The following is a 23,615-nucleotide window of genomic DNA, read 5'->3' as shown; positions in this document are numbered from 1 at the left end:
ACACCAATTTTGAAAATAGTTGCATAACTAACTATATGCCAAACAACCAATTTAAGCGAGGCGAATTATACAGTGTAATCAATGGCATGGCATCAATTGCAGTTGCAAGGCGATTGCAAAAAAATTTCAGGCAGGCAGGATTGGAAATTACCATTGAGCAGTGGAGTATTTTGTACCATTTATGGAAAGAAGACTGTTTGAGCCAGCAGGAATTGTGCGTTAGAACTTTTAGAGATAAGCCCAGCATTACCCGGCTAATAGATAATTTAGAAAAACAGGGATTGGTAAATCGCCATCCATCACCGACCGACAGAAGAATTAATCTGGTTTGTTTAACTGAAGCTGCAAGAGGATTACAGGAACTTACCTTGCAATTAGCTAATCAAACTATGGAAGAGGCACTAACGGGTATTGCAAAACAAGATGTTGAGATTGTAAAAAAAGTGTTGCAGCAGGTGTACGATAATTTAAAATAACCGACAGTTTTTACAGACATTTTCATTATTCAATCATAAAATTTACTGATATGTCAATCGATACAACAACAACGCTGCTGAAAGGCGGCGAGTGGTTAATCAAAGAAAGCGATCCACAACAAACCTTTATTCCTGAAGATTTTAATGAAGAACAGCAAATGGTGATGGATATGTGCCATCAATTCATTGCTACAGAAATTGAACCGATTATTGATCGTATTGATCAATTAGAGCCCGGATTAATGCCTTCGCTTTTGCAAAAAGCGGGAGAACAGGGATTACTCTCCACCTCATTCCCCGAAGAATTTGGCGGATTGGGGAAAGATTTTATTACCTCCACAATTGTGAATGAAGGTTTGGGTGGCGGCTTTTCATTTTCAGTGGCCATTGCAGCACATACCGGCATTGGCTCATTACCCATTTTATATTTTGGAACACCAGCGCAAAAACAAAAATACATTCCCAAATTAGCTTCTGGCAAGTGGAAGGGCGCTTATGGTCTTACAGAACCCAACAGTGGTAGTGATGCTTTGAGTGCCAAAACAACGGCCACATTAAGCAGTGATGGGAAATATTATTTATTAAACGGCCAGAAATGCTGGATTACCAACGGTGGTTTTGCAGATGTGTATACTGTTTTTGCCAAAATTGATGGCGATAAGTTTACGGCTTTTATTGTAGAACGCGGTTTTGAAGGCTTTACACAAGGTCCGGAAGAACATAAAATGGGGATTAAAGGATCATCTACCGTTCAATTGTATTTTCAAGATTGTAAAGTGCCGGTAGAAAATGTATTGGGCGAAGTTGGCCGCGGACATATTATTGCTTTCAATATCTTAAATATTGGCCGTTTAAAATTAGATGCTGCAGCTTTGGGTGCCAGTAAAAAAGCAGCCGGTATTTCTGTGCAATATGCCAATACCCGCGAACAGTTTAAAGTGCCTATTGCCAGTTTTGGTGCCATTCAACATAAATTGGCCGAAATGTGTATCCGTATTTGGGTAGCCGAATCAGCTTTATATAGAACTGCCAAATGGATTGATTTAAAAGAAGCAGAATTAATGCAAAGTGGTGCCGGGTTTGATACATCTTTATTAGGCGCAGCAGAAGAATTTGCCATTGAATGTGCCATGCTGAAAGTATTTGGTAGCGAGTTGCTGGATTATGTAGTAGATGAAGGGGTGCAAATACATGGCGGTAATGGGTTTAGTGATGAATACATTATCAGCAAAGCCTATCGCGATTCGCGGATTAACCGTATTTATGAAGGTACAAACGAAATAAACCGGTTGCTTTCAGTAGATATGATGCTGAAACGTTCCATGAAAGGTAAATTAGATTTAATGGGGCCGGCAATGGCTGTTTCTAAAGAATTGATGAGTATTCCTGATTTTGGATCTGAAACAGAAGGTTTATTTACCAAAGAATTAAAGTATGTAGCTAATTTTAAAAAGGCCATACTGTTAGTTGCCGGTGCTGCTGTTCAAAAATTAATGATGCAATTAGACAAAGAACAGGAACTGTTGATGAAAATTGCGGATATGGCTATTGAAGTGTATCATGTAGAAAGTGCCCTGCTTCGTTTAATAAAACTGGCGCAAACAAAAGGCGAAGCTGCTGTAAGTTTGCAGGCAGATATGGTGCGTACTTATTTATATGATGCTGCTGATTGTATCAACAAATCTGGAAAAGATGCATTGAACAGTTTTGCAGAAGGCGATGAATTACGCATGATGCATATTGGTTTAAAAAGGTTTACAAAAGTGGAGGCATTTAATACAAAAGTTGCCAGAAGGAATATTGCAAAAGCTATGATTGCAGCCAATCATTATCCATTTTAGCAGATAAATACAACAAAAATGCTGATATAAATATTAAGAGTAAACAAATAAAAAACCCGGCATTGTTCATTTGCCGGGTTTTTATTTTTATATACAAAATTAAGACGTTTTATCTGGTTATGCCGCAACTGTCTAATTCAGCATTGGTAATTGTAGGAAAATGTGCCTGGTGGTGTTTCATTTTATCAATCACCAAACGGGCAATGGTTGCTGCTTGTTGTTCAGATACAAAACCTTTTTTTCCGGATGCACCGGGTATAATATTTTGGTGAAACCGTAATTGATTATTCACATAAATATCATAACCCCATTGCAAACTATCTGAGTAATAAGTTTTATAGGTTATTTGGGGCACTTTAGATTTTTTGTTTTTTTCCATGATGCCTGTTACTACAAAAAGAAAAACAGCTATCCCAAATAAAATATATACCCAATACTTTTTAATCATTCGGATTATAGGGTTGATAAGGTAACCATTCGTTTAAGTCGTCAAAATAAGCTGAACCACCTGAACCTGTAGTAACAAAAGCCCTACCTGCAACTGAAAAACCGATAGCGCCTGAGCGGCCAGCTCTTTCAAAATTGGTTTTTTGGAACCATAAATCGTTTACAAAATCATAACCCCAGGTACTAATATTATAGCCACCATTTTGTCCGGTTGTGATGTAGGCTGAGTCGCCTAATACGAATCCTACACCGTGGTCGCGAATAATATTGGTATACAAATCATCATAAGTATCAGCGCTTACATTGGTTATGGGGCGTAACTGATTCCATGGGTTAGCAGTGTTGGAAGGGTCAAATACAGTAAAGTCGTTCACTTCACCATTATTGTTTCCGGTTACAATATAAGCCTTATTTTTATAAACAAACACAATACCGCCTTGGCGTTTGCTACCGGTAAACTGAGTAGCAGTTAAAGTCCAGGAATCAGCGTTAGGATTGTATTGCCAAGAGTCTTTTTTATTAGAGCCGCCATCATAACCACACAATAAATAACCTAAGTTGCCAATTGAAAAGGCCAGTGCATCAATACGGGGGGTGCCGGCAAAACTTGCTTTTTGAGCCCAGGTATTGGTGGTTGTATTATATTGCCAGGTATCATTTAAAAAATTATTGAAATTATCCTGACCGGTGGTAATATAACCATTGGTACCAACCGCAAAAGCAACGGCATTGCTTCTGGGGGTAAAATTAGCAGGAGCATTGGCCAATTGCGTCCAGCTACCATTGGCACCTTTGGTAGGATCAAAAGAATATAAATCGGAATACCTAATGTTTTTGGCTAAGTTGTATCCGGTTCCAATATAAGCCACATTTCCAACAGTAAAGGAACAGGCAGCAGTGCGCTGGTCGCCCACAAAGTCGTTGGGAGATAATACCCAGTTACCACTACTTTGAGTGGGGTCTAATACGGTTCTGGCACAGGAAATAAGCAGTAATACCAAGCTGGCGGGTAAGAAAAAGAAATACTTAATTTGCTTCATTGACGTTTAATTTTTTTCTAAAATTAAGGGTGAGTGTACTTTACAAAAGTTAAAACTGGTTTTCTTTAAGTTTTCAAAGATAAGTGAATAATACTGGTATGGTCAAGTTTTTGAATGGGCTTTTTTTAGTGTAAAATGATTGATTTAACAAGTCTTTTTGTTTTGGCTGCTCTTATGTTTTGTAACCTTGCGTTCTAAATGTTTTGATTATATGAGTTGTAAGCACATTTGCAAATGTTGTAGCTGTATATTTGTAAATTATGCATGCTGCTAACAATTTTATAACAGGTTGCAGCTTACATATTGTATTCTATAACCGGTTTCTAAAACCCTTTTTAATTGAGATAAGACCATACATAATGCTTAAGAAACTACTTATTTTATTCTTTACCCTTGCTTCTATTGTTTTATTGAATGCCTGCAAAAGGGCAGATATTAATTTTAGTAGTCAGTTATTAGATAATACACTTACCCAAATTATCATGACTGATACCTTTAATACTGAAATTTCGACTGTATATATCGATTCTTTTTCAACCGGCTCAACAGGTGTTACGGTTTTTGGGGGATATACCGACCCTTATTTTGGCAGGTTAGATGCGCAAACTTTTTATGAAATTGCACCACCTACCACCAAAGCTACTGATTATGTAAAGTCTATTTATGATTCGTTGTATATTACCTTAAAACTGCGTAAAACATTTTATGGTGATACCACGCAGCCCATTCATATTCAGGTATCCCGCCTTTCAGAACCTATTATCCCGCCCTCCTTTTATGGCGATCCGGGTAGTATATTATATAGTAAAAACAGTTTTGCGGTATTTCCAAAACCCTTAGGTGCTACCGATGCCTATATTCGCCCAACTGTGGATGATTCCATTCATATAAAATTAGATGATGCCATGGGGCAGGAACTTTTTAATAAAATAAAAACAGCCAGTTTAGATGTACAGAGCACCAGCAATTTTCTCAGCTATTTTTATGGATTACGTATTGCCTCAAACAGTAACAGCCATGCAGTATATACCTGTGCAGATTCTGCTACTGTGTTTTTAGCCTATCACAATCCGAATTTAAATAAAGACAGTGCCCGTTTGGCTTTTCCATTAGTGAACAGAAACTTGCATTTTATTCATGTTACAGCAGACAGAACCGGAACGGCATTGCAAAATTTGGGTGGATTGAATCAACCCGGGAAAGTAAATATTATTAAGAGTACTCAGGCAGGTAATATGGCTTTCTCCCAGCCTATTTCCAATACCATGATAAAAATTCGTTTCCCGAATATTCAGGATGTACAAAAACTGCCTTATTATGCTAAATTCTTAAAAGCCCAGCTCATTGTTCGTCCGGTTGCAAACAGTTATAATCCCTTATATTATTTGCCACCACAATTAAGGCTTTCCACCACCACCATTTTAAACCAATTGGGGCAGGATTTAACACAGGTAGCAACGCCAGGAGCCGGCGCCGGTGTGCAGTATGGCAATCTGGTAACCGATTATTTTAGCGGTAAAAGTTATTATACATACGATTTAACCAATTACGTAAAAAATATTTTGGCCGATCCAGAATATCCCTACTATCAATCCGGGTTGTTGTTAACACCACCTAATCCGGCGTTTCAGTCGCAATTTGCAAGGGTAGTGGTTGGCGATAGATTTTATCCAAATATTAATTGCCAGATTGAATTAGACCTTTATTACGCATCCGTAAAATCATACTAATTTTTTTGAATGAAGAAAATTGACTTTTACATAATATTGATGATTGCTTTTACAGCCTTTTGTAGTAAAGCAATGGCTCAAAATAATAATTCACCTTACTCTATTATTGGTATTGGCGATTTAGAACAAAGCTATTTAGACCGTACTTCCGGTATGGGGCATGCAGGTGTGGCGCTTTCCGGCAACAGAACCATGTATATGGCTAACCCTGCTTCATTAAGCATGCTGGATGAACATTTTTTTAATTTTGAAATAGCTGCCCGCTATCGCGGTGTTTCTTATACCGGACAGCCTATTGATTTGGTGAATAATAACCTGAGTGCCGATATTCAATTTAAAAGAATTGCCATGGCCATTAAAGTACGCCCCAAATGGGCTATTGGCTTTGGTTTAACCCCTTTTAGTACGGCCAATTATTCTTTTTATGCCAATAAAGTTATTCAGGGTACACAACAAACTTTCCCGGCCTATTATACCGGAACCGGCAGTACCAACTTGTTTTATTTAACCAATAGCTATAAATTTTCTGATCATTTTTCTGTTGGATTACAGGCCTCTTATTTGTTTGGGCAATTAGGGCAAACCGAAACAATTTCCGGAACCGGTTTAGACAGTAACCTGGTTACCACAAAAAACACCTATCTCAATAACCCATATTTAAAATTAGGGGTGCAATACCGAACCAAAATTGGCAAAAAATGGAAAGTGGCATTGGGTGCATCTGGTTCTATGCAAACCAAACTGAATAGCTTAACTTCTTTAAATGTAACCGATGGTACCACAACGCTGATTGATAATCCGCAATACAATATTGGCAGTTTTACGCTTCCGGATATGTATACGGCTGGTATTGCCCTTACTTATAAAGACAATTACACTTTTGCAGCCGATTATACTTATCAGGATTGGCGTAAATTAAATTACAGCGGGCTTTCTTATAATCTGGTAAACAGCAATCGGGTAAATGTGGGTTTTGAATATAGCAAAAAAGCAAAATTCAGAGATATTACTGCAGAGAAAAGTTTTTTTCAGGCCGGCTTTTTCTATGGCAAATCTTATGTGAATATAGCCGGACAACAAATTGATAATATTGGAGGTACCCTGGGTACCGGCTTTAATGCCTTACGTAGTACACTTTCTGTTCAGGTGAATTTAGAAGGTGGGGTTCGCGGAACTACCATTAATGGTTTGGTGAAAGAAAATTATCTTCAGGTAACCTTTATTCTGGGCTTCCGTGAGTTTTGGCTTCCCCGCCACTTTAGAAGATATGATTAACATAGAACTGACATCATCATTTATTTGCTGAATTATTGGTATTTTCATTTACGGAAAAAATCGTGAAATGTAAATTTTCACTATTTTCTCTTTGCTATAAATTACCGTAAGATGAAATATTGCCTGATTTGTCCCATTCTCTTTGTAGTATTTACTGCCTGTAGCCAATCCAATCATCAAAAAGCAGAACAATCCAATGTAATTGTTAAAAAAGATTCTATTTGGTGGGGCAAAACCATAGGTAAATTGCCTGCACTGTTGTATGGTGAAGGGGTCGACCGATTAGGAGGTGCCGCTATGGGCTATATTGATACCGGTGTGGTTTGTAAAATCATTGGCCGGTCTAAAAAATTTTATCAATTACAATTGTCGCAATTTCATACAGCATTGATTGATACTGCAATGATACAACGTGATACTGCATTGCAAACAGCTAAACCCGTTCTTAGCGGATCGTGGAAAGCCTGGGGTACTGATAGCTGTTATGATATCGTAACCATTCATTTAAATGAGAAAGTGCCTTATACTTCCTACATGGAAGTAAATCCTGCTGCCATAAAAATTAATCTGTATGGCGTGCAAAGCAATACCAACTGGATCACACAGCTGCAATCGCTGAAGGAAATTAAAAATTTATATTACCATCAAATAGAAAATGATGTGCTGGAAGTTACCATACAGTTACAACATGCACAGCATTGGGGTTATACCATTGGGTATGAAGGAAATACACTGATGATTAAAGTTAAACGTCAGCCCAATATCGTTGGTTTATCGCATTTAACTTTTGCTGTTGATGCCGGGCATGGCGGAACCAATGAAGGAGCCAGCGGAAATGTGTATGGGTTAGTAGAAAAAAATTATACATTGTTATTTGCCAAAGAATTGGAAAAACAGTTAAAGCTGGCACATGCAAAAGTAATGATGACAAGAACCAACGATACTACCTTCGATAATATAGACAGGGTATTGTTTTTGCAACAAAAAAATCCGAATGTGTTGATTAGTCTGCATTTAAATTCGGCAGATGATGTCAGTGTGAATGGCGCAAGTACCTATTATAAGCACATTGGTTTCAGACCACTAAGCCAATTTATTTTAAAACGGATTGCCGCTATTAAAATGAACGAGTTTGGCAATGTAGGCAGTTTTAATTTTGCTTTAAATGCCCCCACCGATTTTGTGAACTGTTTGGTTGAAATTGCCTTCTTAAGCAATAAAAGCGATGAGGCTAAAATTAAAAGCCCCGCCTTCAGAACTGCAGTAGCCAGACAAATTGTACTGGGTATAAAAGATTGGTTGCAATATGTTTCTACCGAAAAAAATTAAGCTTCCTATTTCCCAATCATTATTTCAATATGCATACAAACATAAAGTTTTGTGCTGTTTTTTGTGGGCAATTTATTGTAAGTCGTGGCTTTCTTTCATAAGAAAATGCAGCGCCTGCAAGTTTACTTTGTTATCAAAAGCATCAATCACACTTTTCTTTTCAGCAGCAGTGAGGTGAAAATTTAATGTAGCAGCCGCATCTTTTTTGGAAGCGAGGTATTGAAAAGAAACGGTATAAAAATGTGAACCGTATCCATCTGCAAAATAATTCAATGCATCGTGCTGATAATAATCCTGTAGCCTAAACCAGTTGTATTGAAGCAATAGTAAAGGTTTGGTTAGCATGCTTAACAAACTGGTATTATCGTATGGGTTTTCCCAATCATTAATACTTCTGTCACGCAATTGTATAATTACCACCTTTCTGGTGTTTTCTTTTAACCAGTCTTTAAATACATTCAAAAAGCGGAGTGTTAATTCCTGTCCAAAATTATCGCGAAGGCCGGCATCCATTACATCAATAATAGGTTGAGAAGGCAACCATACATTCGGCAGAACAAATGGGAAGGTTGCATTCATTCTCAGTGCCGATAAAACGCGCAGGCTGTCGCTGTTTTGTTGTTTGAAAAAACTATTAAAATCAATAGCATCTGAATCGTAAGCCGTGAGGTGCGAAGAATCGGGCAGGGGGCGCATTAAAAATCGGGCAGGGTGGGTGGCCACTATCATGTTTCTTGCATCGCGGCTGATGGTGGAGTTAAAGAACATGATGGGAATAGTGGCAGAAGCTTCGGGGGCCGCATAAGCATGAATGTTTTTATCTAACAGTCCATGTGTGTTCTCGTTCAATTTTTCTTCAAAGGCGTAGCCGCGATCTTTAATATATTCAAATCCTTCATATTCAAATTTTTGTACCGGCCCAATAATGTCACGTGTAACAAAAGAAGAGAAAAGCGGATTTAATAAATCTTTGGCAATATCATCTACATATTTTGTATCGTGCAAATGAATATTTTTATTGCCAATGGTTTTTTGATAATACAATTCTCTAAAATATGCTGCGCCCAATAATCCGCCGGAAGCTCCGTTAATGAATAAAGTATGCTGCATAAGATGGCCTTGTAAAACACTGTCTAATTTTTGTAAGGTGTTCATGGTAAATACTGCACTTCTTAAACCACCACCACTGGTATTGATGATATACATGATTGGTTTTTCCTCAGATTGCCGTGCTTTCCATTTATTTAAGATGGATAAATAATATGCTTTATCGGTCAGCATTGCACTATCAGATGCCAATTGTTTAACTGCAGCTGCATCATATACCGGTCTTTCTGTTTTATTATCATAATTTAATCCATAAGCTTTGTTTCTGGGGTCAATAATACCGGCCTGGTATAAATAATTCAAGATTAAATAAATGATAATAATGAGTGGAATACTCCAGCTTTTAAAAAAAAGCGACACTGCTCCCAAAACAGCAATTAATACGGCAAATAGTACTGAAATGCTGGCTGCAGCAGGTATTTGAAACAATCGGGTATCGGCACTAAAACCTAAAACAATTAAAAAAATAAAAGCAATGAGAATGGCAATTACAGCAGCAATATGGTGTTTGGAAAATACATCATCTAAAAACGATTCATTATAGTGCCTAATATCGCGAGGCCTGCGTAATTTAAAGCTGGCGCTCAAAAACCAGTCAACCCGCATTTCTGATTTAGCCTGCGGCAATGGGTTATCGTTGATAATAGAATTATACCGCTTGTTGGCATCTGATATACCTTTTTTAATGGTGTAATAAATGGTTTTATCGGCACTAAAAAAATAAACAAATGCAAACAGAATAGATAAAAATAAACCACCGGTAAAACCGGCAACGGTAAATAGCGTATCGCCTAAACTTTGCAGTTGTTGTTGTTGGGCATATTGCAATCCTTTAATTAAATAAAACACTAAAAACAGCAATGGCAGCACAGCATTGTTGATGCAATATTTTAAAAATGGAGAGGCTGTAGTTGCTAAAAATTTAACGTATCGGGCATTTAAAATAAATGTAGTAATATTCCAGCTCATAATAAAAATGCCAATAGCAAAACCCACCATAGCGGCGCTAACAGGATTTACTTTATCAAAATATTCAGGTGCCAGATAGAGTGAGTTAGCGCCAAAATTTTCCATGAAATAACCGGCTATGGTAGCAAAAAGAATATACCAGAATAGCAACAAAATCTGGTACTTTCTAAAATGCAGTAAAAAAAGCTGTACAGGTAATGAATACCAAAAGCCAAAAAAATATTTTTTCATTCGGTTGTGTATAAGCTTTGTAAACCATATCAACCATGCAGCAATCTTTTCATTACACTAATATGGCTGCAATAAATTGGGATATTGCTTATAAAGTTAACTGCAATCTATAAAAATAAAAAATAGTTGAAGCTATTATCTTATGTGTTTGTTTTTTTAAACAGCAATAAATATGCATTAGTAATCATCGATAATAAAAGCAGCATGCCTACCACCTGATGTATTTCAGCCAGCCATTCAAACAAACCAAATTTGCCTAATACAATACCGGGGCTTGCTAAAATAGCTGCAATGCCTAACAATACTTGTAAGGCAACCAAAGCAATGGAAAGTTTTTTGGTTACATTCAACCAATCTGATTGTTTTACTTGCGAAGCTTTACGATACCAGATAATAAGCAGTATTAAAATAATATACGCTACTGTTCGATGTATAAAGTGTATGGTAATTTTATTGAAGAATAAATTTTGTGTAATATTACCATTCCAAAAAGCATCGGGCAGCCACATGCCATTAATGGTTGGCCAGGTAGGCGCAGCGCTGGCAGCTTTTAATCCAGCCATAAATGCCCCATACATGATTTGTATAAGCAGCAATACAATAATGAATAAAGTAAATTTTTTTAGTGAACCATTGGCTACCTTTTGTTCTTGTGGCACCCGTATCATTAAAGCAAACAAAAGGGTATAAGCAATTAACACCATCGCTGCAACAAAATGAACAGCTAATTTTATATGGTTTACATATAAATTTTCATCGTTTAATCCACTTTTCACCATAATCCATCCAATTAATCCCTGCATGGCACCCAATAAAAACAAACCAATCAGTGGCTGAATCATCCAGGGTTTGATATGTTTTTTGATGATGAAATAAATGAAAGGAATTAAGAATACTACTCCAATACTTCTTGCCCAGAGCCGATGAAACCATTCCCAGAAAAAGATATGTTTGAAATCGCTGAGTGTAAAATCGAAATTTATGTATTTGAACTGTGCAATTTGCTGGTACTGATGAAAAGCATGCTGCCATCCGCCTTCATTCAATGGGGGCAAGAAGCCCATGATGGGATCCCATTCTGTAATGGATAACCCGGAGCCCGTTAATCGGGTTACACCTCCTAAAATAACCTGTACAATGAGCATGGCCACACCTAAAAACAACCAATTCGATACCCAGATATACGATTTTTTTGTTTGCAACATTTGTTTCATATTTATTTGCCCGAAGGCGCAAAGGTATTATCCTGCCAGAATTATTCATTTTTTGATGAAAAGATTCGCATTTTTGTTCAGGATCCATCGTATAATATGTTAATCAATGCATTTTCTCCCAATAATGGTTTATACGAAGCCGGATGCGATGAAGCCGGCAGGGGTTGTTATGCAGGGCCGGTGTGTGCGGCTGCAGTGATTTTGCCCGCAAGCTTTTATCATCCATTATTAAACGACAGTAAGCAGGTTACAGCCGCCAACAGAAATCAATTGCGTGCCATTATAGAGCAACAGGCCATTGCATGGTCAGTTGCCATGGTGAGTCATGAAGAGATAGATCGCATCAACATTTTGCAGGCTACTTATGTTGCCATGCACCGTGCCATAGATGGTTTAAAAATAAAGCCCAATTTACTGCTGATAGATGGGAATCGCTTTAAACCCTATGCCGGCATTGCACACCACTGTATTGTAAAAGGCGATGGTAAATATGCGGCCATTGCAGCAGCCAGTATTTTGGCAAAAACGCATCGCGATGCTTATATGCAACAGTTGCATCAGCAGTTTCCACATTATAACTGGCAAAAAAATAAAGGTTACGGAACGGCCGAACACCGCATGGCTATTCAGCAATATGGCTTGTGCAGGTATCATCGGCAAAGTTTTGCCATAGCGCCTTAAACTTATTCTAACCATTCACCGGCACCCATTCTAATCACTTCGTAATTATTGTGTGTACAATCAATTACGGTGGAAGGTATCATCCCGCCAATACCTCCATCCACCACAATATCTACTAATTTTTCAAAATTGGTGTGAATGAGTTCGGGGTCAGTATATTCTTCTACCTGTTCGCCGGGTAAAGAGGCGCTGAGCAGCGGATGCGATAATTGATGTACGATCGATAATGTGATGTTGTTATTGGGTATTCTTAACCCAATGGTATTTTTTTTGCTTTGTAAAATTTTAGGTACTTGTTTACTGGCCGGTAAAATAAAAGTATAAGGCCCGGGTAAATATTTTTTTAAAATTCGGTATAAAGGCGTATCAATGCTTTTGGTGTATTTGCTTAAATCGCTTAAATCGTAACATACAAAGCTTAGTTGCGCCTTTTGCGGGTCAATATGCTTTATTTGTGCAATGCGTTCAATGGCTTTGTGCTGAAATATATCGCACCCTAAACCATAAATTGTATCGGTAGGGTATACAATTACGCCGCCATCTAATAAACATTCTTTTATAATATTCAAATGCCGCGGATCGGGATTAACAGGATGTACTTTTAGAAACATATTTAAAGGTACAAAAAGCAATTTTAAAATTCTGGTATACCTATATTGTTTTTGTATGTTTAGTGAGGCCTGCCATACATTTTCATTCTTTTTTATGATGATTTTCAGTTGGTATATTTAACCGCTCGTAACAAATATATACGTAATAATATGAAATATTAATTTGCACTTATTTTTGCAGTTAAATTTTGTGTATGAAGTTACAACCGGTAGATGTAGTGGCTGATATTTCCGGCACCGATTTTCAGCAACAATATTTCCAGCCTTTGAAACCGTTGGTGATTCAAAACCTGAGCCGGAAATGGCCTGCTTTACAAAAATGGAACTGGGATTATTTTAATGAACTGATTGGCTGGCATAAAGTGGCTTTATACAACAATGTAAAAAGCGATGCCTATACACCCATTAACAAGGCAGATGATTATAAAACTTTTGGCGAGTACATTGAAATGATTCGCAAAGGGCCGGCAGGATGGCGCATTTTTTTATTCAATATTTTTGAACATGCACCTCAATTAATTGATGATTTTAACTGGCCCGAACATTTAATGCAGGGTTTTGTAAAAAAATATCCCATGTTGTTTATCGGTGGAGAAGGCTCTATTACACACATGCATTTTGATATTGATTTAAGTCATATTCTCCACACCCAATTTATGGGCAGAAAAAGGGTGTTATTATTTCCTTTTGAAGAGCAGCACAAATTATATCGCAAACCTTTTGAAGTGCTGAGTCTGGCCGATTTCAGTAACTATTATAAGGGTAACGGAATACCCGATTACGAAGCCTTCCCTGCCTTAAAACAGGCAAAGGGTTATGAAGTAATATTAGAACATGGTGATACTTTGTTTATGCCTACCGGTTATTGGCACCACATGGAATATTTAGATAGTGGATTTGCCATGAGCCTGCGTGCATTGCAACCTTCTTTATTAGGTAAGGCCAAAGGTGTATGGAATTTATTTGGCATGCGCACCATTGATACGGTAATGAAAAAAACAGCCCCAAAACCCTGGTATAACTGGAAATTAGAACGTATTTACCAAAACGCTGCACCCTATGTGCAGCAACAACTCAAATTCAGCCAATCATAGTGCAGCTAAGTATATTAAAAAAAGTTTAACCTTTTTGTTGTTCTTATTAACAATTGTTTGTATATTGATGCATTAATTTTAAAGTTCATCAATATACTTTAATATGAAAAAAAAATTACTCCTGCTGCTTTCTTTTGTTTTTGTGTATGTTGCCAGTTGGTCGCAATTAGCTGCCGGCGATAAATTAATCGGGCCTTCGGTTAATTTTTATACCAGTAAAACCCAGACAGAACCAACACCAAATTTTATAAATAATAGTTTATTGGGTTTTGGCATTGGTTTAAATCTAATAAAAATGCGTAATGCTACCGATGGTTTTGGGGTTGGCATACAGTATAATTACAATGAAGCAAAATTTACAGGTATAACTCCTGGTGATTATGCTAAACAGCATTCCAATGCTTTTTATTTAAATTTATATAAGCGTAAATATATTCCACTCCATGCTAAATGGAGTTTGTTTTATGATGTCGGATTGTCCGGCGGGTTAAACGTTAACAATTACTCACAATCTGGCGCCTATGTTAATTATTATCAGTATGGGAAAATTCAGGGTTATACCATAGGTGCTTTTGCCTATCCCGGAATCGCTTATTTTATTAAAAAGAATTTTTTGGCTGATATTTCTTTAACTAATTTCTTAACGGCAAGTTTTTCTCATCAAAAAGCTACTGATATAGGTGGTCCCAATTCAGGCGGAGTTAATAAAACAGATAGTTTTAACTTCAATAGTACGGTTATTGGCAATAACTTTCTTAACAATATAACAATTAACTTTCGCTGGATTCTGAAATAAATTCATTTAGTAACCGCAATAAAAAAGCCATCCTGTATAACGAGGATGGCTTTTTGTTATAAAAAATGCTTATTAAGCAATTTCCCATACCTCACGTCCTCTTAGTAGTTTATCTAAATCGCCTTTGCCTTTTGAGGTCACTACTTCTTCAATTTGCATGGCCATTACTTCTTCATAACAAGGCCGGTTGGTTTCATAAAACACACCAAACGGGCGGGGAAAATGATTACCTGTTTTGTATGGATCATCAAACATACGTACCAGTATTTGTGCTTTGTAAAAATCGTGTTCATCATGTATCCACAAATCATCGGCAGTATATTCAGCACCTAATTCAACTACCTCGGGCTGTAATCCGTTTAAGCGAATACCTTTGTTTTGTGCAGCACCAAAAATCAGTGGTTTGCCTTGTTCTAAGTATAAGCCTTCTTCTAATTTAGTAGCTTTTTCGGTAAAAAGTTCAAAAGCACCATCATTAAAAATATTACAGTTTTGATATATTTCAACAAACGAAGTGCCTTTGTGTGCCGCGGCTCTCAACAGTGTTTGTTGCAGGTGTTTGGGGTCGCGGTCCATACTGCGGGCAATAAAAGTACCATCCGCACCTAAAGCTAATGCCAGCGGGTTAAACGGGTGGTCAATACTGCCATAAGGGGTTGATTTGGTAATTTTATGTTCTTCAGAAGTAGGCGAATACTGGCCTTTGGTTAAACCATAAATCTGGTTATTGAATACCAGCATATTTACATCAAAATTGCGGCGCAATAAATGAATGGTATGGTTTCCGCCAATACTTAAGCTATCGCCATCGCCACTAATAATCCACACACTTAAATCAGGCCTTGCTGCTTTCAGTCCGCTGGCAATGGCAGTGGCACGGCCATGAATGGAGTGCATGCCAAACGTATTCATATAATAAGGAAAGCGGCTGCTACACCCAATTCCTGAAATAATGGCAAAATTTTCTTTGGGAATGTCTAAGGTGGGCATTACTTTTTGTACCTGTGCTAAAATAGAATAATCGCCGCAACCGGGGCACCAGCGTACTTCCTGGTCGGTGGCAAAATCTTTGGCAGTTAAGGTAGCTGTGGCTACAACTTCGCTCATGGCTTATAATTTATTTCAATAAATGGTTAGCGAATTTACGTAATTCTTCCCGCTGCTGTTCTAAATTTTTTGTAATTCTTCCCAATATTCGGCCCCACGGCGGGTATGGGGTATTACAATCGTACCACCCACAATATTGGCAATGGCAAATACTTCATAAATGGCTTCGGTACCAATACCCAATTCTTTGCATTTGCCCAAATGGTATTTAATGCAATCATCGCAACGTAAAACCATACTGGCTACCAAACCCAGCATTTCTTTGGTGGCGGCATCCAATACACCGGGTTCATAGGTATTGGTATCTAAATTCCATAATCTTTTTAAAACCAGGTTGTTTTTACTCAGAATGACTTCGTTCATTTTTAAACGATAGTCATTAAATTCATTTACAAGTTGACTCATGGCAATATATTTTTTGTAAAAGTATTGTAAGCAATCGATTGCGATTGTCGAAATAAGTTAATTGTAACATGCCATTTCAGCTATTTAAAAGGTTATTGTATAATTTGCAGCTTCAATTGATATAATATGAGCAATAATTTATTTCATTTCGGCATGATAGGCTTAGGTACTATGGGCCGTAATTTGTTATTGAACTTAGCCGATCACGGCTATTCTGTTATTGGTTTTGATAAAGATGAACAAAAAGGAGCCGCATTGCTCAATGAATCAACCCCACAACATAAAGTTAAGGCCGTTAGTAGTTTACAGGAAATGGTGCAACAGTTGGCGCAGCCTCGTAAAATAATGATGCTGGTGCCTGCCGGTAAACCGGTAGATGATGTGATAGATAGTTTGTTGCCTTTATTACAACCCGGCGATATTGTTATTGATGGCGGTAATTCTTTTTTTGAAGATACGCTGCGCAGAACTACTTTTCTGCAAAGCAAACAATTACATTTTGTAGGTATGGGTGTTTCAGGTGGCGAAAAAGGTGCCCGTTTTGGCCCTAGCATTATGCCCGGTGGCGATGTAGAGGCTTGGAAAAACCTGCAACCTTTATTAGAAGCAGTGGCTGCTAAAGTAAATGGTGAACCTTGTGTAGCATATATGGGTAAAGATGCCGCCGGCCACTATGTAAAAATGGTGCATAACGGTATAGAATATGCTATTATGCAATTAATTAGTGAAGTGTATGATGCGTTAAGAACCGGATTGGGCTTATCCAATGCAGAAATGCATCAGGTATTTTCCAAATGGAATGAAGGGGAGCTAAAAAGTTTTTTAATTGAAATTTCTGCTCAAATATTTTTACAAAAAGACCCGGATACAGGTAAAGATTTATTAGATGTTATTTTAGATAAAGCCGGCTCTAAAGGTACCGGTAAATGGACGAGCCAGGAAGCAATGAACTTGCCCATCAGTATTCCTACCATTGATATTGCAGTTGCCTTCAGAAATATTTCAGTTTATAAAGAAGAACGTGTTGCTGCAGAAGCATTATACCAACCCCAACGTATACCCATTGCTGCTGATAAAACAGCATTTATTGCAAATTTGGGTAATGCTCTTCAGGCGGCCATTATTATTTGTTATGCACAAGGATTGGCCATGTTACACAAAGCCTCATCCGTTTATAACATGGATATTCCATTAAAGGATGTAGTAAAAATTTGGCGCGGTGGCTGTATTATTCGCTCTTTATTGTTAGAAGATTTTTATATGGCTTATCAAAACAATCCCGATTTAGCCAATATTTTATTAGATCCGCAATTAGCCAAAATGTTGCAAACAAAAGAAGCTGCTTTGCGTAATGTAATTGTACAGGTCGTACAAAGTAAAATTGCCGTAACCGGTTTAATGAGTGCATTGGGCTATTTAGATGCTTATACAGATGCTAATATGCCGGTTAACTTAATACAGGCGCAACGCGATTTATTTGGTGCACATACCTATCAGCGTATAGATAAACCCGGCACCTTCCATACGCAGTGGGATTAAACAATTTACTCCTATCTATTTTATTTAAACAATTTATAATAACTTATTTATGTCAATAGAAAATCATCTTCCACCGCCAACCGTTATTTTCATTTTTGGAGGCAGTGGCGATTTAAATCAACGTAAACTTTCCCCCGCATTATACAATTTGTTTTTAGATGGCTATATGCCCGGTCAGTTTGCCATAGTTGGATTAGGACGCACTGCTTATACCAACGAAAATTTTAGAAAAAGGTTATGGAAGGGTATTGATTTATATAGCCGGAGTAAAGATGATCCCAAATCAGAACAACACTGGAACGAGTTTAGCCAAAACATCCATTATATTGCTATGGATGGTGAAGATGCCTCATCGTATAATAAATTAAGCGATTTTGTAGGTACCAAAAACCAGGAATGGAATATAAAACCTCAAGTGGTTTTTTATTTGGCCGTGGCGCCGCAATTGGTTCCCGATATTGCTACCAGTTTGGGCAAATTAGAGATGAGCAATATTGCCAACTGTGTACGTATTGTAATTGAAAAACCTTTTGGCCACAATTTACAAAGTGCACATGAGCTGAATGCTTTATTGAAAAGCATGTTTAAAGAAGAACAGATTTACCGTATTGACCACTACTTAGGAAAAGAAACCGTACAAAATATCCTGGCTTTCCGTTTTGCCAATGCATTGTTTGAGCCCATTTGGAACCGCAATTATATTGACCATGTGCAGATTACCAATGCCGAAACCGTTGGTGTGGAAGAACGAGGCGGATATTACGAAAAAAGTGGTGCCCTGCGCGATATGGTGCAAAACCACATTCTGCAATTAATTTGCATGATTGCGATGGAAGCACCGGTTAGTTTCGATGCCAATGAAATTAGAAATAAGAAAGTAGATGTATTGAATGCCATTCGTAAAATTACCAGAGAACAAGCGCATGAACATGCGGTTAGGGGACAATACAGTGCAGGTTGGATGAAGGGCAAAGAAGTAAAAGGGTATAGGGAAGAGGAAAATGTAAATCCCAATTCAAACGTTGAAACTTTTGCTGCTGTTAAGTTTTTTATAGATAATTGGCGTTGGCAGGATGTACCCTTTTATGTTCGCACGGGTAAATACCTGCACGAAAAAACAACCATCATTACCATTCAGTTTAAACAGGCACCCAAATTCGCTTTTCCGCCCGAAGCGGCAGAAACCTGGCGTCCCAATCGTTTAACCATCAGCATACAACCCAATATGGATATCCGTTTACGCTTTCAGGCCAAAAAGCCCGGGCAGGATATCACCCTCAATCCGGTTGATATGATTTTTAGTTATGCCGATGCATATGATGGTCATGAACCCGAAGCTTACGAAACTTTATTGTTAGATGTAATGCAGGGAAACGCTACACTGTTTATGCGCGACGATCAGGTAGAAGCCGCCTGGAAAATTATCATGCCTATTTTGGAAGCCTGGGAAATAAGGCCGCCGGTTGACTTCCCGAATTACAGCCCGGATAGCTGGGGTCCTGAGGATGCTGAAGCGCTGATAGCAAGAGATGGCCATAACTGGATTACCCTGCCTTTGCCTCACAAGGAATAATAGTTTTGTTGAGGTAAATAAGTTAAGTCTATAGAGCCATTGAAATGGAAACAATGGCTTCTAACGTGGTGCCCTTGTTGTGAAATTGAATTATTCATTTTTAAAATACTAATGATGCCCCTTTATGTAGAACCCAATGCCGATATATTGATGCATACAGTTGCCAACTGGATGGTAGATATCATTGCCGAAAAATTAAAACAGCAGGATCGGTTTACTATTGCATTATCAGGAGGCAATACACCTAAAAGTTTGTATCTGTTACTGGCATCTAATGCTTATCGGCATAAAATTGATTGGGCAAAATTGCATTTCTTTTTTGGGGATGAACGTTTTGTACCTTTTGATGATGAGCGGAATAATGCCAAAATGGCTTTCGATACCTTGTTAAATGATGTACCCGTTCGGCCGGAGCAGATTCATATCATGCAAACGGAACATATTACACCCGAAGCTTCTGCCACAGCCTATGAAAAAATTTTACACCAATATTTCAACGGGCAACCATTTAGTTTTGATTTGGTATTATTGGGAATGGGGGATGACGGACACACCTTGTCGTTGTTTCCGGGTACGGCGGTGATTGATGAAACAAAAAAATGGGCTACGTATTTGTGGTTAGAAGCACAGCAAATGTATCGGGTTACTTTAACAGCACCCATCGTTAATCAATCGGCGCAAGTGGCATTTATTACTACAGGTGCTAATAAAGCAAGTGCTTTAAAACAAGTATTAGAAGGGCCTGTTAATGTGCATCAATATCCTTCACAAATTATTCAACCAAAAGGAAGTTTACACTGGTTTACAGACGAAGCAGCGGCGGCGCTGTTATCCTATAAATAAAGCATAAAACCCGGGTGGAAAACCATCCGGGTTATTCAGTAAACAAAGCACAATAAACTAAGTTTAAAGATGTTATTTCTTGGGTGTTACTTTACAGGTTTTAATGCCAAAAATGGTGTATAAGGGGCAAAATGAAATGAATGAGGTAGCTAGAAAAACAGCTCCTAATACCAATAAAATAATACCCAAAGTTCCGGTAACGGTTTGCGTAAAATACAAGATGCCAAATACAATGGCCAGTATTACGCGGATAATGCGGTCAGCACCGCCCATGTTTTTTTTCATATACCTGTTTTTGTTTTTTTTAATGATGTAAAATTTCAATCCAATAATTGTATTGTTCCCTTGTAGGTATCCGGCAAAAAAGCCTGTATAATTCCCGCTACCCCCCAAGCCAATAAAGCACAAATGATGCAAACTAATAACAATCGTAGCCAAACACCTTTCATTCCGGTATAAAATTAAACGGTTTGTTTTAATAGAAACATGACAAAAATCACATACGTTGTTTTTACCATTTTACTTGTAGCGATAAGTTAAATACCCTGCCTTCTAATGGCCCCCAAATATCACTAAACACCGGATTAGTATAAGGCGGATATACCAATTGCTCATAATTGCCTTGTTTAAAGTTAAACAGATTTTCACAATTCAAAACAATAGATATTTTTTTAAACCGGTAATTCAGCATGGCGGCCGACAGAATGTAATCTCTGGTTGTGCTGCCATCCTCCAAAAATTGTTTCCCGGTGTACGATAATTCTAAACCAATTCTAAAATGATCTTCTAATTCAAAACTGGCCAATCCGGCTATTTTGTGTTTGGCAATTAAGGGGAAATTGGGTGCCTGCAAATCATATTTTCTTTGTGTATTGGTAAATACATATCCTAAATACAATTCGGTTTCATCTTCTCTTGCCTGCAAATAGGTTTCAAAACCAACCGTGGTAATATTTTGCGGTGCATTGTACCAGTGCATGTTTAATGGATTGGTGAGCGAATCGAGCAATAAGGGATGCTGAATGGCCGTATAAAAAAAACTCTGATTCAGGGTAAACTGCCATTCTTCCCCCCGCCATTTGTAATTGATGTCGAAGTTTGCGCCAGTGCTTTTCTCTGCAAGAGTGCCGGGTTTATAACCAGCTAAGTAACGGTAATCGCGTTCATCAACATCTCCCGAAAATAAAGAGGGGGTTTTATAACCCATGCCACCACCCAAACGCATAGTTAATTGAGGGATCAATCGATACATGAAAGAAATACGCGGCAATAAAAAATTGCCATAAACGCTATGATGGTCGGCTCGTAACCCGGCTTCTGCTGTTAACGCCGGTGTTATTTTCCAATCGTCTTGTACATATCCGCCAATGGTATACCCATTTTCATTGGTTAATAAAGTGGTGTCGGGTTGATGTTTCACAAATGCATCACCGTTAAAATTTAGCCCGGCAATCCAATTGTGTTGTGCCGATTTTTTGCTGTAAGTCAATTCGCTATACCATAGGTTTTGTTGCGCTTTCATCCCAAACAAATTGGTAATTACCTGCCGGTTATACAAGCTGGTAGTGGCTTTCAGACTTAATCGGGCACCGTTATTCAAATTGTTTTCCCAATCTGCATCAAGGGTATGCCGTAAGCTTTTGTTTTGAATAAAGAATTGATGTGTTGCATTGGCCTTCCCGTCTAATACCTGCATGTCGCCACCCTTCCTGTCTTCTGCATTCAACGTATAGCCTACAATAAGGGTACTGTTAGGATTGTTGTAAAGAAAAATACGGGGATGCACAAAAATGCTTTTTATATTGGGCACGATACTAAAGCCATTGTTGTACACATCTACCGCCTGTTGTAAGTTACCGCCTGCAAACAGGGTATAACCAATATTATTGTTACGAGCGGAAGAAAATACATTGAGATTGTTTTCTAATAACGATGTTTGATTGATAATAAAACTATTTTCCGGTTGGTTGCGTTTGGGTGTTTTTGATACTAAGTTCATCATTCCGGCAATGGCACCTCCACCATATAAAGTGGAAGAGGCGCCTTTTATTAACTCTACTTGTTTTAAATCTAAAGGCGGAATTTGCAACAAGCCAAAGCTACCCGAATAACCCGCAAACAGGGGCATGCCATCGCGCAGTATTTGGGTGTACCTGCCGGGTAAGCCCTGTATACGCAAATCGGCATTGCCGGTGGCTGCATTGGTTTGTTGTACCTGAATGCCGGCTACATCGCCTAACAGGCCCAATAAATTCCCGGGATTAATTTGTGTTTCTTCTTCAATTTCTTCGGCACCAATTACTTCTACCCTGGTGGGTAAATCTTCAATTCTTGAATTGGTTTTTGAAGCGGCTACTACTACCACATCGCCCAGGTTATTGGTTTGGTTATTTAGTGCTATGCGAATGGTAACTGCACCTTTGGCGGGTAAATGAATAACGGAATCTTTGATGGTAAAACCGGTATGACTAAACCGAATTTTCTGTTTCAGTTCCGAAGTATTGAGTTGAAACAAAAAATGGCCGGTGCTATCGGTCATCGTAATTTTTTTTATTGCTGGTAAAGTAACTGAAACGCCGGGCAGCGGGTGAGTGCCGCTACTATCCAACACAATACCCTGAATGGTTTGTTGTGCAGTAACTGACTGTAATAAAAACAGGGATAAACAAAATAAATATATACGAAGCATGATCATTCAATTTAAATCAACAAAACAATACATTACTGCAATGCAGCTTCGCTGTGTATAAGGCATTAACCCGAATTACAAAGTTTTAGGTGCTGAAAAACGTATTTCATAGCCACCATAACATTTGTATTGCCGCAATGTATTTAAATGAAAAGGAACTGCATTGTTTAGCAGGTAACGGGTAATGGAGGATGAAAGATGGCACCCGGATAGCCGGATAACAATAGGTGCAATTTGTTTACAACGGTATAGGCTTGTTGTACTATACAAGGATGGATGGTAGCAGAAAATTGAATAGGATTATAAAATAAAATATTAAAACCCATGGCCGAAGCATTGGGTACCGGCAGAAAAGGATGCTCTGTAGCAGCACGTGTTTCCTGATGCTCGGTAGGGTCAAAGCCGGCCAATAATAATTTTTCGCCAATAAATTCAAGCAGGTTCATATTATCATCTTCCTGCAGGCAATAATTATATAAAGCAATGAAACTGCGCCCTGCATTAAAATGGTTGGGCATGGTAACCAGCGTGGATAAGCTAAAGCCTGCCATTACAAACAATAGCATCAGCTTTTTCATGCAACGGGATATGAATTGCCATACACGCATACCAACTGTA

The 23,615-nt window shown here is 38.1% G+C and carries 21 protein-coding genes; 11 read left to right on the top strand and 10 right to left on the bottom strand.

Going from position 1 to position 23,615, the window contains the following annotated elements; genetic code table 11:
• Positions 1-35: 35 nt before the first annotated feature.
• Positions 36-476, top strand: coding sequence for a MarR family winged helix-turn-helix transcriptional regulator (locus A0F92_RS00935; RefSeq protein ID WP_068240721.1), 441 nt, complete (start codon positions 36-38; stop codon positions 474-476).
• 50 nt (positions 477-526) lie between these two features.
• Positions 527-2,317 (top strand): acyl-CoA dehydrogenase family protein, encoded by a 1,791-nt coding sequence (locus A0F92_RS00930; RefSeq protein ID WP_253809999.1) that lies wholly within the window; start codon positions 527-529, stop codon positions 2,315-2,317.
• Positions 2,318-2,426: 109 nt separating this feature from the next.
• Here A0F92_RS00930 and A0F92_RS00925 read toward each other — a convergent pair whose 3' ends face one another.
• Positions 2,427-2,696, bottom strand: coding sequence for a DUF4907 domain-containing protein (locus A0F92_RS00925; protein ID WP_167516690.1), 270 nt, complete (start codon positions 2,694-2,696; stop codon positions 2,427-2,429).
• A gap of 61 nt (positions 2,697-2,757) precedes the next feature.
• Complete coding sequence (locus A0F92_RS00920; protein ID WP_068240717.1) at positions 2,758-3,804, bottom strand: Kelch repeat-containing protein; 1,047 nt, start codon at positions 3,802-3,804, stop codon at positions 2,758-2,760.
• Positions 3,805-4,163: 359 nt separating this feature from the next.
• On the opposite strand from A0F92_RS00920, the gene A0F92_RS00915 reads away from it, so the two are divergent.
• The 3 genes from A0F92_RS00915 to A0F92_RS00905 all read left to right on the top strand — a co-directional run bounded on the left by A0F92_RS00915 (position 4,164) and on the right by A0F92_RS00905 (position 8,138).
• Positions 4,164-5,534: a DUF4270 family protein gene (locus tag A0F92_RS00915; RefSeq protein ID WP_167516689.1), complete on the top strand. Its 1,371-nt coding sequence runs from the start codon at positions 4,164-4,166 to the stop codon at positions 5,532-5,534.
• 9 nt (positions 5,535-5,543) lie between these two features.
• A complete protein-coding gene (locus tag A0F92_RS00910) occupies positions 5,544-6,809 on the top strand; it encodes an OmpP1/FadL family transporter (RefSeq protein WP_167516688.1) in 1,266 nt (421 codons plus the stop codon).
• 111 nt (positions 6,810-6,920) lie between these two features.
• A complete protein-coding gene (locus tag A0F92_RS00905; RefSeq protein ID WP_068240710.1) occupies positions 6,921-8,138 on the top strand; it encodes an N-acetylmuramoyl-L-alanine amidase family protein in 1,218 nt (405 codons plus the stop codon).
• Positions 8,139-8,210: 72 nt separating this feature from the next.
• Here the strand turns inward: A0F92_RS00905 and A0F92_RS00900 are convergent, their stop codons facing one another.
• Together A0F92_RS00900 and A0F92_RS00895 are read right to left on the bottom strand one after the other, a co-directional pair.
• The gene (locus tag A0F92_RS00900; RefSeq protein WP_167516687.1) at positions 8,211-10,445 is read right to left on the bottom strand and encodes a hypothetical protein; all 2,235 of its coding nucleotides are present in this window, start codon (positions 10,443-10,445) and stop codon (positions 8,211-8,213) included.
• 140 nt (positions 10,446-10,585) lie between these two features.
• Positions 10,586-11,650 (bottom strand): COX15/CtaA family protein, encoded by a 1,065-nt coding sequence (locus A0F92_RS00895; protein ID WP_167516686.1) that lies wholly within the window; start codon positions 11,648-11,650, stop codon positions 10,586-10,588.
• Here A0F92_RS00895 and A0F92_RS00890 point away from each other — a divergent pair.
• Positions 11,642-12,340 (top strand): ribonuclease HII, encoded by a 699-nt coding sequence (locus tag A0F92_RS00890; RefSeq protein ID WP_253809997.1) that lies wholly within the window; start codon positions 11,642-11,644, stop codon positions 12,338-12,340. The genes A0F92_RS00895 and A0F92_RS00890 overlap by 9 nt on opposite strands.
• A gap of 2 nt (positions 12,341-12,342) precedes the next feature.
• Here A0F92_RS00890 and A0F92_RS00885 read toward each other — a convergent pair whose 3' ends face one another.
• Positions 12,343-12,951 carry an L-threonylcarbamoyladenylate synthase gene (locus tag A0F92_RS00885; RefSeq protein WP_068240704.1) on the bottom strand — a complete coding sequence of 203 codons (609 nt, stop codon included), beginning with the start codon at positions 12,949-12,951 and terminating at the stop codon, positions 12,343-12,345.
• Positions 12,952-13,145: 194 nt separating this feature from the next.
• On the opposite strand from A0F92_RS00885, the gene A0F92_RS00880 reads away from it, so the two are divergent.
• Together A0F92_RS00880 and A0F92_RS00875 are read left to right on the top strand one after the other, a co-directional pair.
• Complete coding sequence (locus A0F92_RS00880) at positions 13,146-14,045, top strand: cupin-like domain-containing protein (RefSeq protein ID WP_167516685.1); 900 nt, start codon at positions 13,146-13,148, stop codon at positions 14,043-14,045.
• Positions 14,046-14,148: 103 nt separating this feature from the next.
• On the top strand, positions 14,149-14,841 hold the full coding sequence (locus A0F92_RS00875) for a porin family protein (protein WP_068240694.1): 693 nt from the start codon (positions 14,149-14,151) through the stop codon (positions 14,839-14,841).
• 72 nt (positions 14,842-14,913) lie between these two features.
• On the opposite strand, the gene A0F92_RS00870 is transcribed toward A0F92_RS00875, so the two are convergent.
• Together A0F92_RS00870 and A0F92_RS00865 are read right to left on the bottom strand one after the other, a co-directional pair.
• Entirely contained in the window at positions 14,914-15,948 is a 1,035-nt protein-coding gene (locus A0F92_RS00870) for a 2-oxoacid:ferredoxin oxidoreductase subunit beta (protein ID WP_068240692.1), read from the bottom strand.
• 60 nt (positions 15,949-16,008) lie between these two features.
• Positions 16,009-16,353, bottom strand: a complete 345-nt coding sequence (locus A0F92_RS00865) for a carboxymuconolactone decarboxylase family protein (protein WP_068240689.1) — start codon at positions 16,351-16,353, stop codon at positions 16,009-16,011.
• Positions 16,354-16,479: 126 nt separating this feature from the next.
• Between A0F92_RS00865 and gndA the strand changes: the two genes are divergently transcribed.
• The 3 genes from gndA (at position 16,480) to pgl (ending at position 20,308) form a co-directional block, all read left to right on the top strand.
• A complete protein-coding gene (gndA, locus tag A0F92_RS00860; protein WP_068240687.1) occupies positions 16,480-17,892 on the top strand; it encodes an NADP-dependent phosphogluconate dehydrogenase in 1,413 nt (470 codons plus the stop codon).
• A gap of 49 nt (positions 17,893-17,941) precedes the next feature.
• Complete coding sequence (gene zwf / locus A0F92_RS00855) at positions 17,942-19,465, top strand: glucose-6-phosphate dehydrogenase (protein ID WP_068240686.1); 1,524 nt, start codon at positions 17,942-17,944, stop codon at positions 19,463-19,465.
• 111 nt (positions 19,466-19,576) lie between these two features.
• The gene (gene pgl / locus A0F92_RS00850; protein WP_253809994.1) at positions 19,577-20,308 is read left to right on the top strand and encodes a 6-phosphogluconolactonase; all 732 of its coding nucleotides are present in this window, start codon (positions 19,577-19,579) and stop codon (positions 20,306-20,308) included.
• Positions 20,309-20,380: 72 nt separating this feature from the next.
• On the opposite strand, the gene A0F92_RS00845 is transcribed toward pgl, so the two are convergent.
• The 3 genes from A0F92_RS00845 to A0F92_RS00835 all read right to left on the bottom strand — a co-directional run bounded on the left by A0F92_RS00845 (position 20,381) and on the right by A0F92_RS00835 (position 23,605).
• Positions 20,381-20,593, bottom strand: a complete 213-nt coding sequence (locus A0F92_RS00845) for a YgaP family membrane protein (protein ID WP_068240745.1) — start codon at positions 20,591-20,593, stop codon at positions 20,381-20,383.
• Positions 20,594-20,819: 226 nt separating this feature from the next.
• A complete protein-coding gene (locus tag A0F92_RS00840; protein ID WP_068240743.1) occupies positions 20,820-22,997 on the bottom strand; it encodes a TonB-dependent receptor in 2,178 nt (725 codons plus the stop codon).
• 167 nt (positions 22,998-23,164) lie between these two features.
• On the bottom strand, positions 23,165-23,605 hold the full coding sequence (locus A0F92_RS00835) for a hypothetical protein (RefSeq protein ID WP_167516684.1): 441 nt from the start codon (positions 23,603-23,605) through the stop codon (positions 23,165-23,167).
• Between the last annotated feature and the right edge of the window lie 10 nt (positions 23,606-23,615).

The organism is Hydrotalea flava, from assembly GCF_001623405.1.
GTDB classification, from domain to species: Bacteria; Bacteroidota; Bacteroidia; order Chitinophagales; family Chitinophagaceae; genus Hydrotalea; species Hydrotalea flava.
This window is presented reverse-complemented; position numbering and strand designations above follow the sequence as displayed.

Coding starts and splice junctions, on each gene's coding strand:
- A0F92_RS00875 (WP_068240694.1), top strand. CDS start 14,149: ATGAAAAAAAAATTACTCCTGCTGCTTTCTTTTGTTTTTGTGTATGTT.
- A0F92_RS00900 (WP_167516687.1), bottom strand. CDS start 10,445: ATGAAAAAATATTTTTTTGGCTTTTGGTATTCATTACCTGTACAGCTT.
- A0F92_RS00845 (WP_068240745.1), bottom strand. CDS start 20,593: ATGAAAAAAAACATGGGCGGTGCTGACCGCATTATCCGCGTAATACTG.
- zwf (WP_068240686.1), top strand. CDS start 17,942: ATGTCAATAGAAAATCATCTTCCACCGCCAACCGTTATTTTCATTTTT.
- A0F92_RS00885 (WP_068240704.1), bottom strand. CDS start 12,951: ATGTTTCTAAAAGTACATCCTGTTAATCCCGATCCGCGGCATTTGAAT.
- A0F92_RS00915 (WP_167516689.1), top strand. CDS start 4,164: ATGCTTAAGAAACTACTTATTTTATTCTTTACCCTTGCTTCTATTGTT.
- A0F92_RS00910 (WP_167516688.1), top strand. CDS start 5,544: ATGAAGAAAATTGACTTTTACATAATATTGATGATTGCTTTTACAGCC.
- A0F92_RS00930 (WP_253809999.1), top strand. CDS start 527: ATGTCAATCGATACAACAACAACGCTGCTGAAAGGCGGCGAGTGGTTA.
- gndA (WP_068240687.1), top strand. CDS start 16,480: ATGAGCAATAATTTATTTCATTTCGGCATGATAGGCTTAGGTACTATG.
- A0F92_RS00870 (WP_068240692.1), bottom strand. CDS start 15,948: ATGAGCGAAGTTGTAGCCACAGCTACCTTAACTGCCAAAGATTTTGCC.
- A0F92_RS00835 (WP_167516684.1), bottom strand. CDS start 23,605: ATGCGTGTATGGCAATTCATATCCCGTTGCATGAAAAAGCTGATGCTA.
- A0F92_RS00895 (WP_167516686.1), bottom strand. CDS start 11,650: ATGTTGCAAACAAAAAAATCGTATATCTGGGTATCGAATTGGTTGTTT.
- A0F92_RS00920 (WP_068240717.1), bottom strand. CDS start 3,804: ATGAAGCAAATTAAGTATTTCTTTTTCTTACCCGCCAGCTTGGTATTA.
- A0F92_RS00925 (WP_167516690.1), bottom strand. CDS start 2,696: ATGGAAAAAAACAAAAAATCTAAAGTGCCCCAAATAACCTATAAAACT.
- A0F92_RS00935 (WP_068240721.1), top strand. CDS start 36: ATGCCAAACAACCAATTTAAGCGAGGCGAATTATACAGTGTAATCAAT.
- A0F92_RS00905 (WP_068240710.1), top strand. CDS start 6,921: ATGAAATATTGCCTGATTTGTCCCATTCTCTTTGTAGTATTTACTGCC.
- A0F92_RS00880 (WP_167516685.1), top strand. CDS start 13,146: ATGAAGTTACAACCGGTAGATGTAGTGGCTGATATTTCCGGCACCGAT.
- A0F92_RS00840 (WP_068240743.1), bottom strand. CDS start 22,997: ATGCTTCGTATATATTTATTTTGTTTATCCCTGTTTTTATTACAGTCA.
- A0F92_RS00865 (WP_068240689.1), bottom strand. CDS start 16,353: ATGAGTCAACTTGTAAATGAATTTAATGACTATCGTTTAAAAATGAAC.
- pgl (WP_253809994.1), top strand. CDS start 19,577: ATGATGCCCCTTTATGTAGAACCCAATGCCGATATATTGATGCATACA.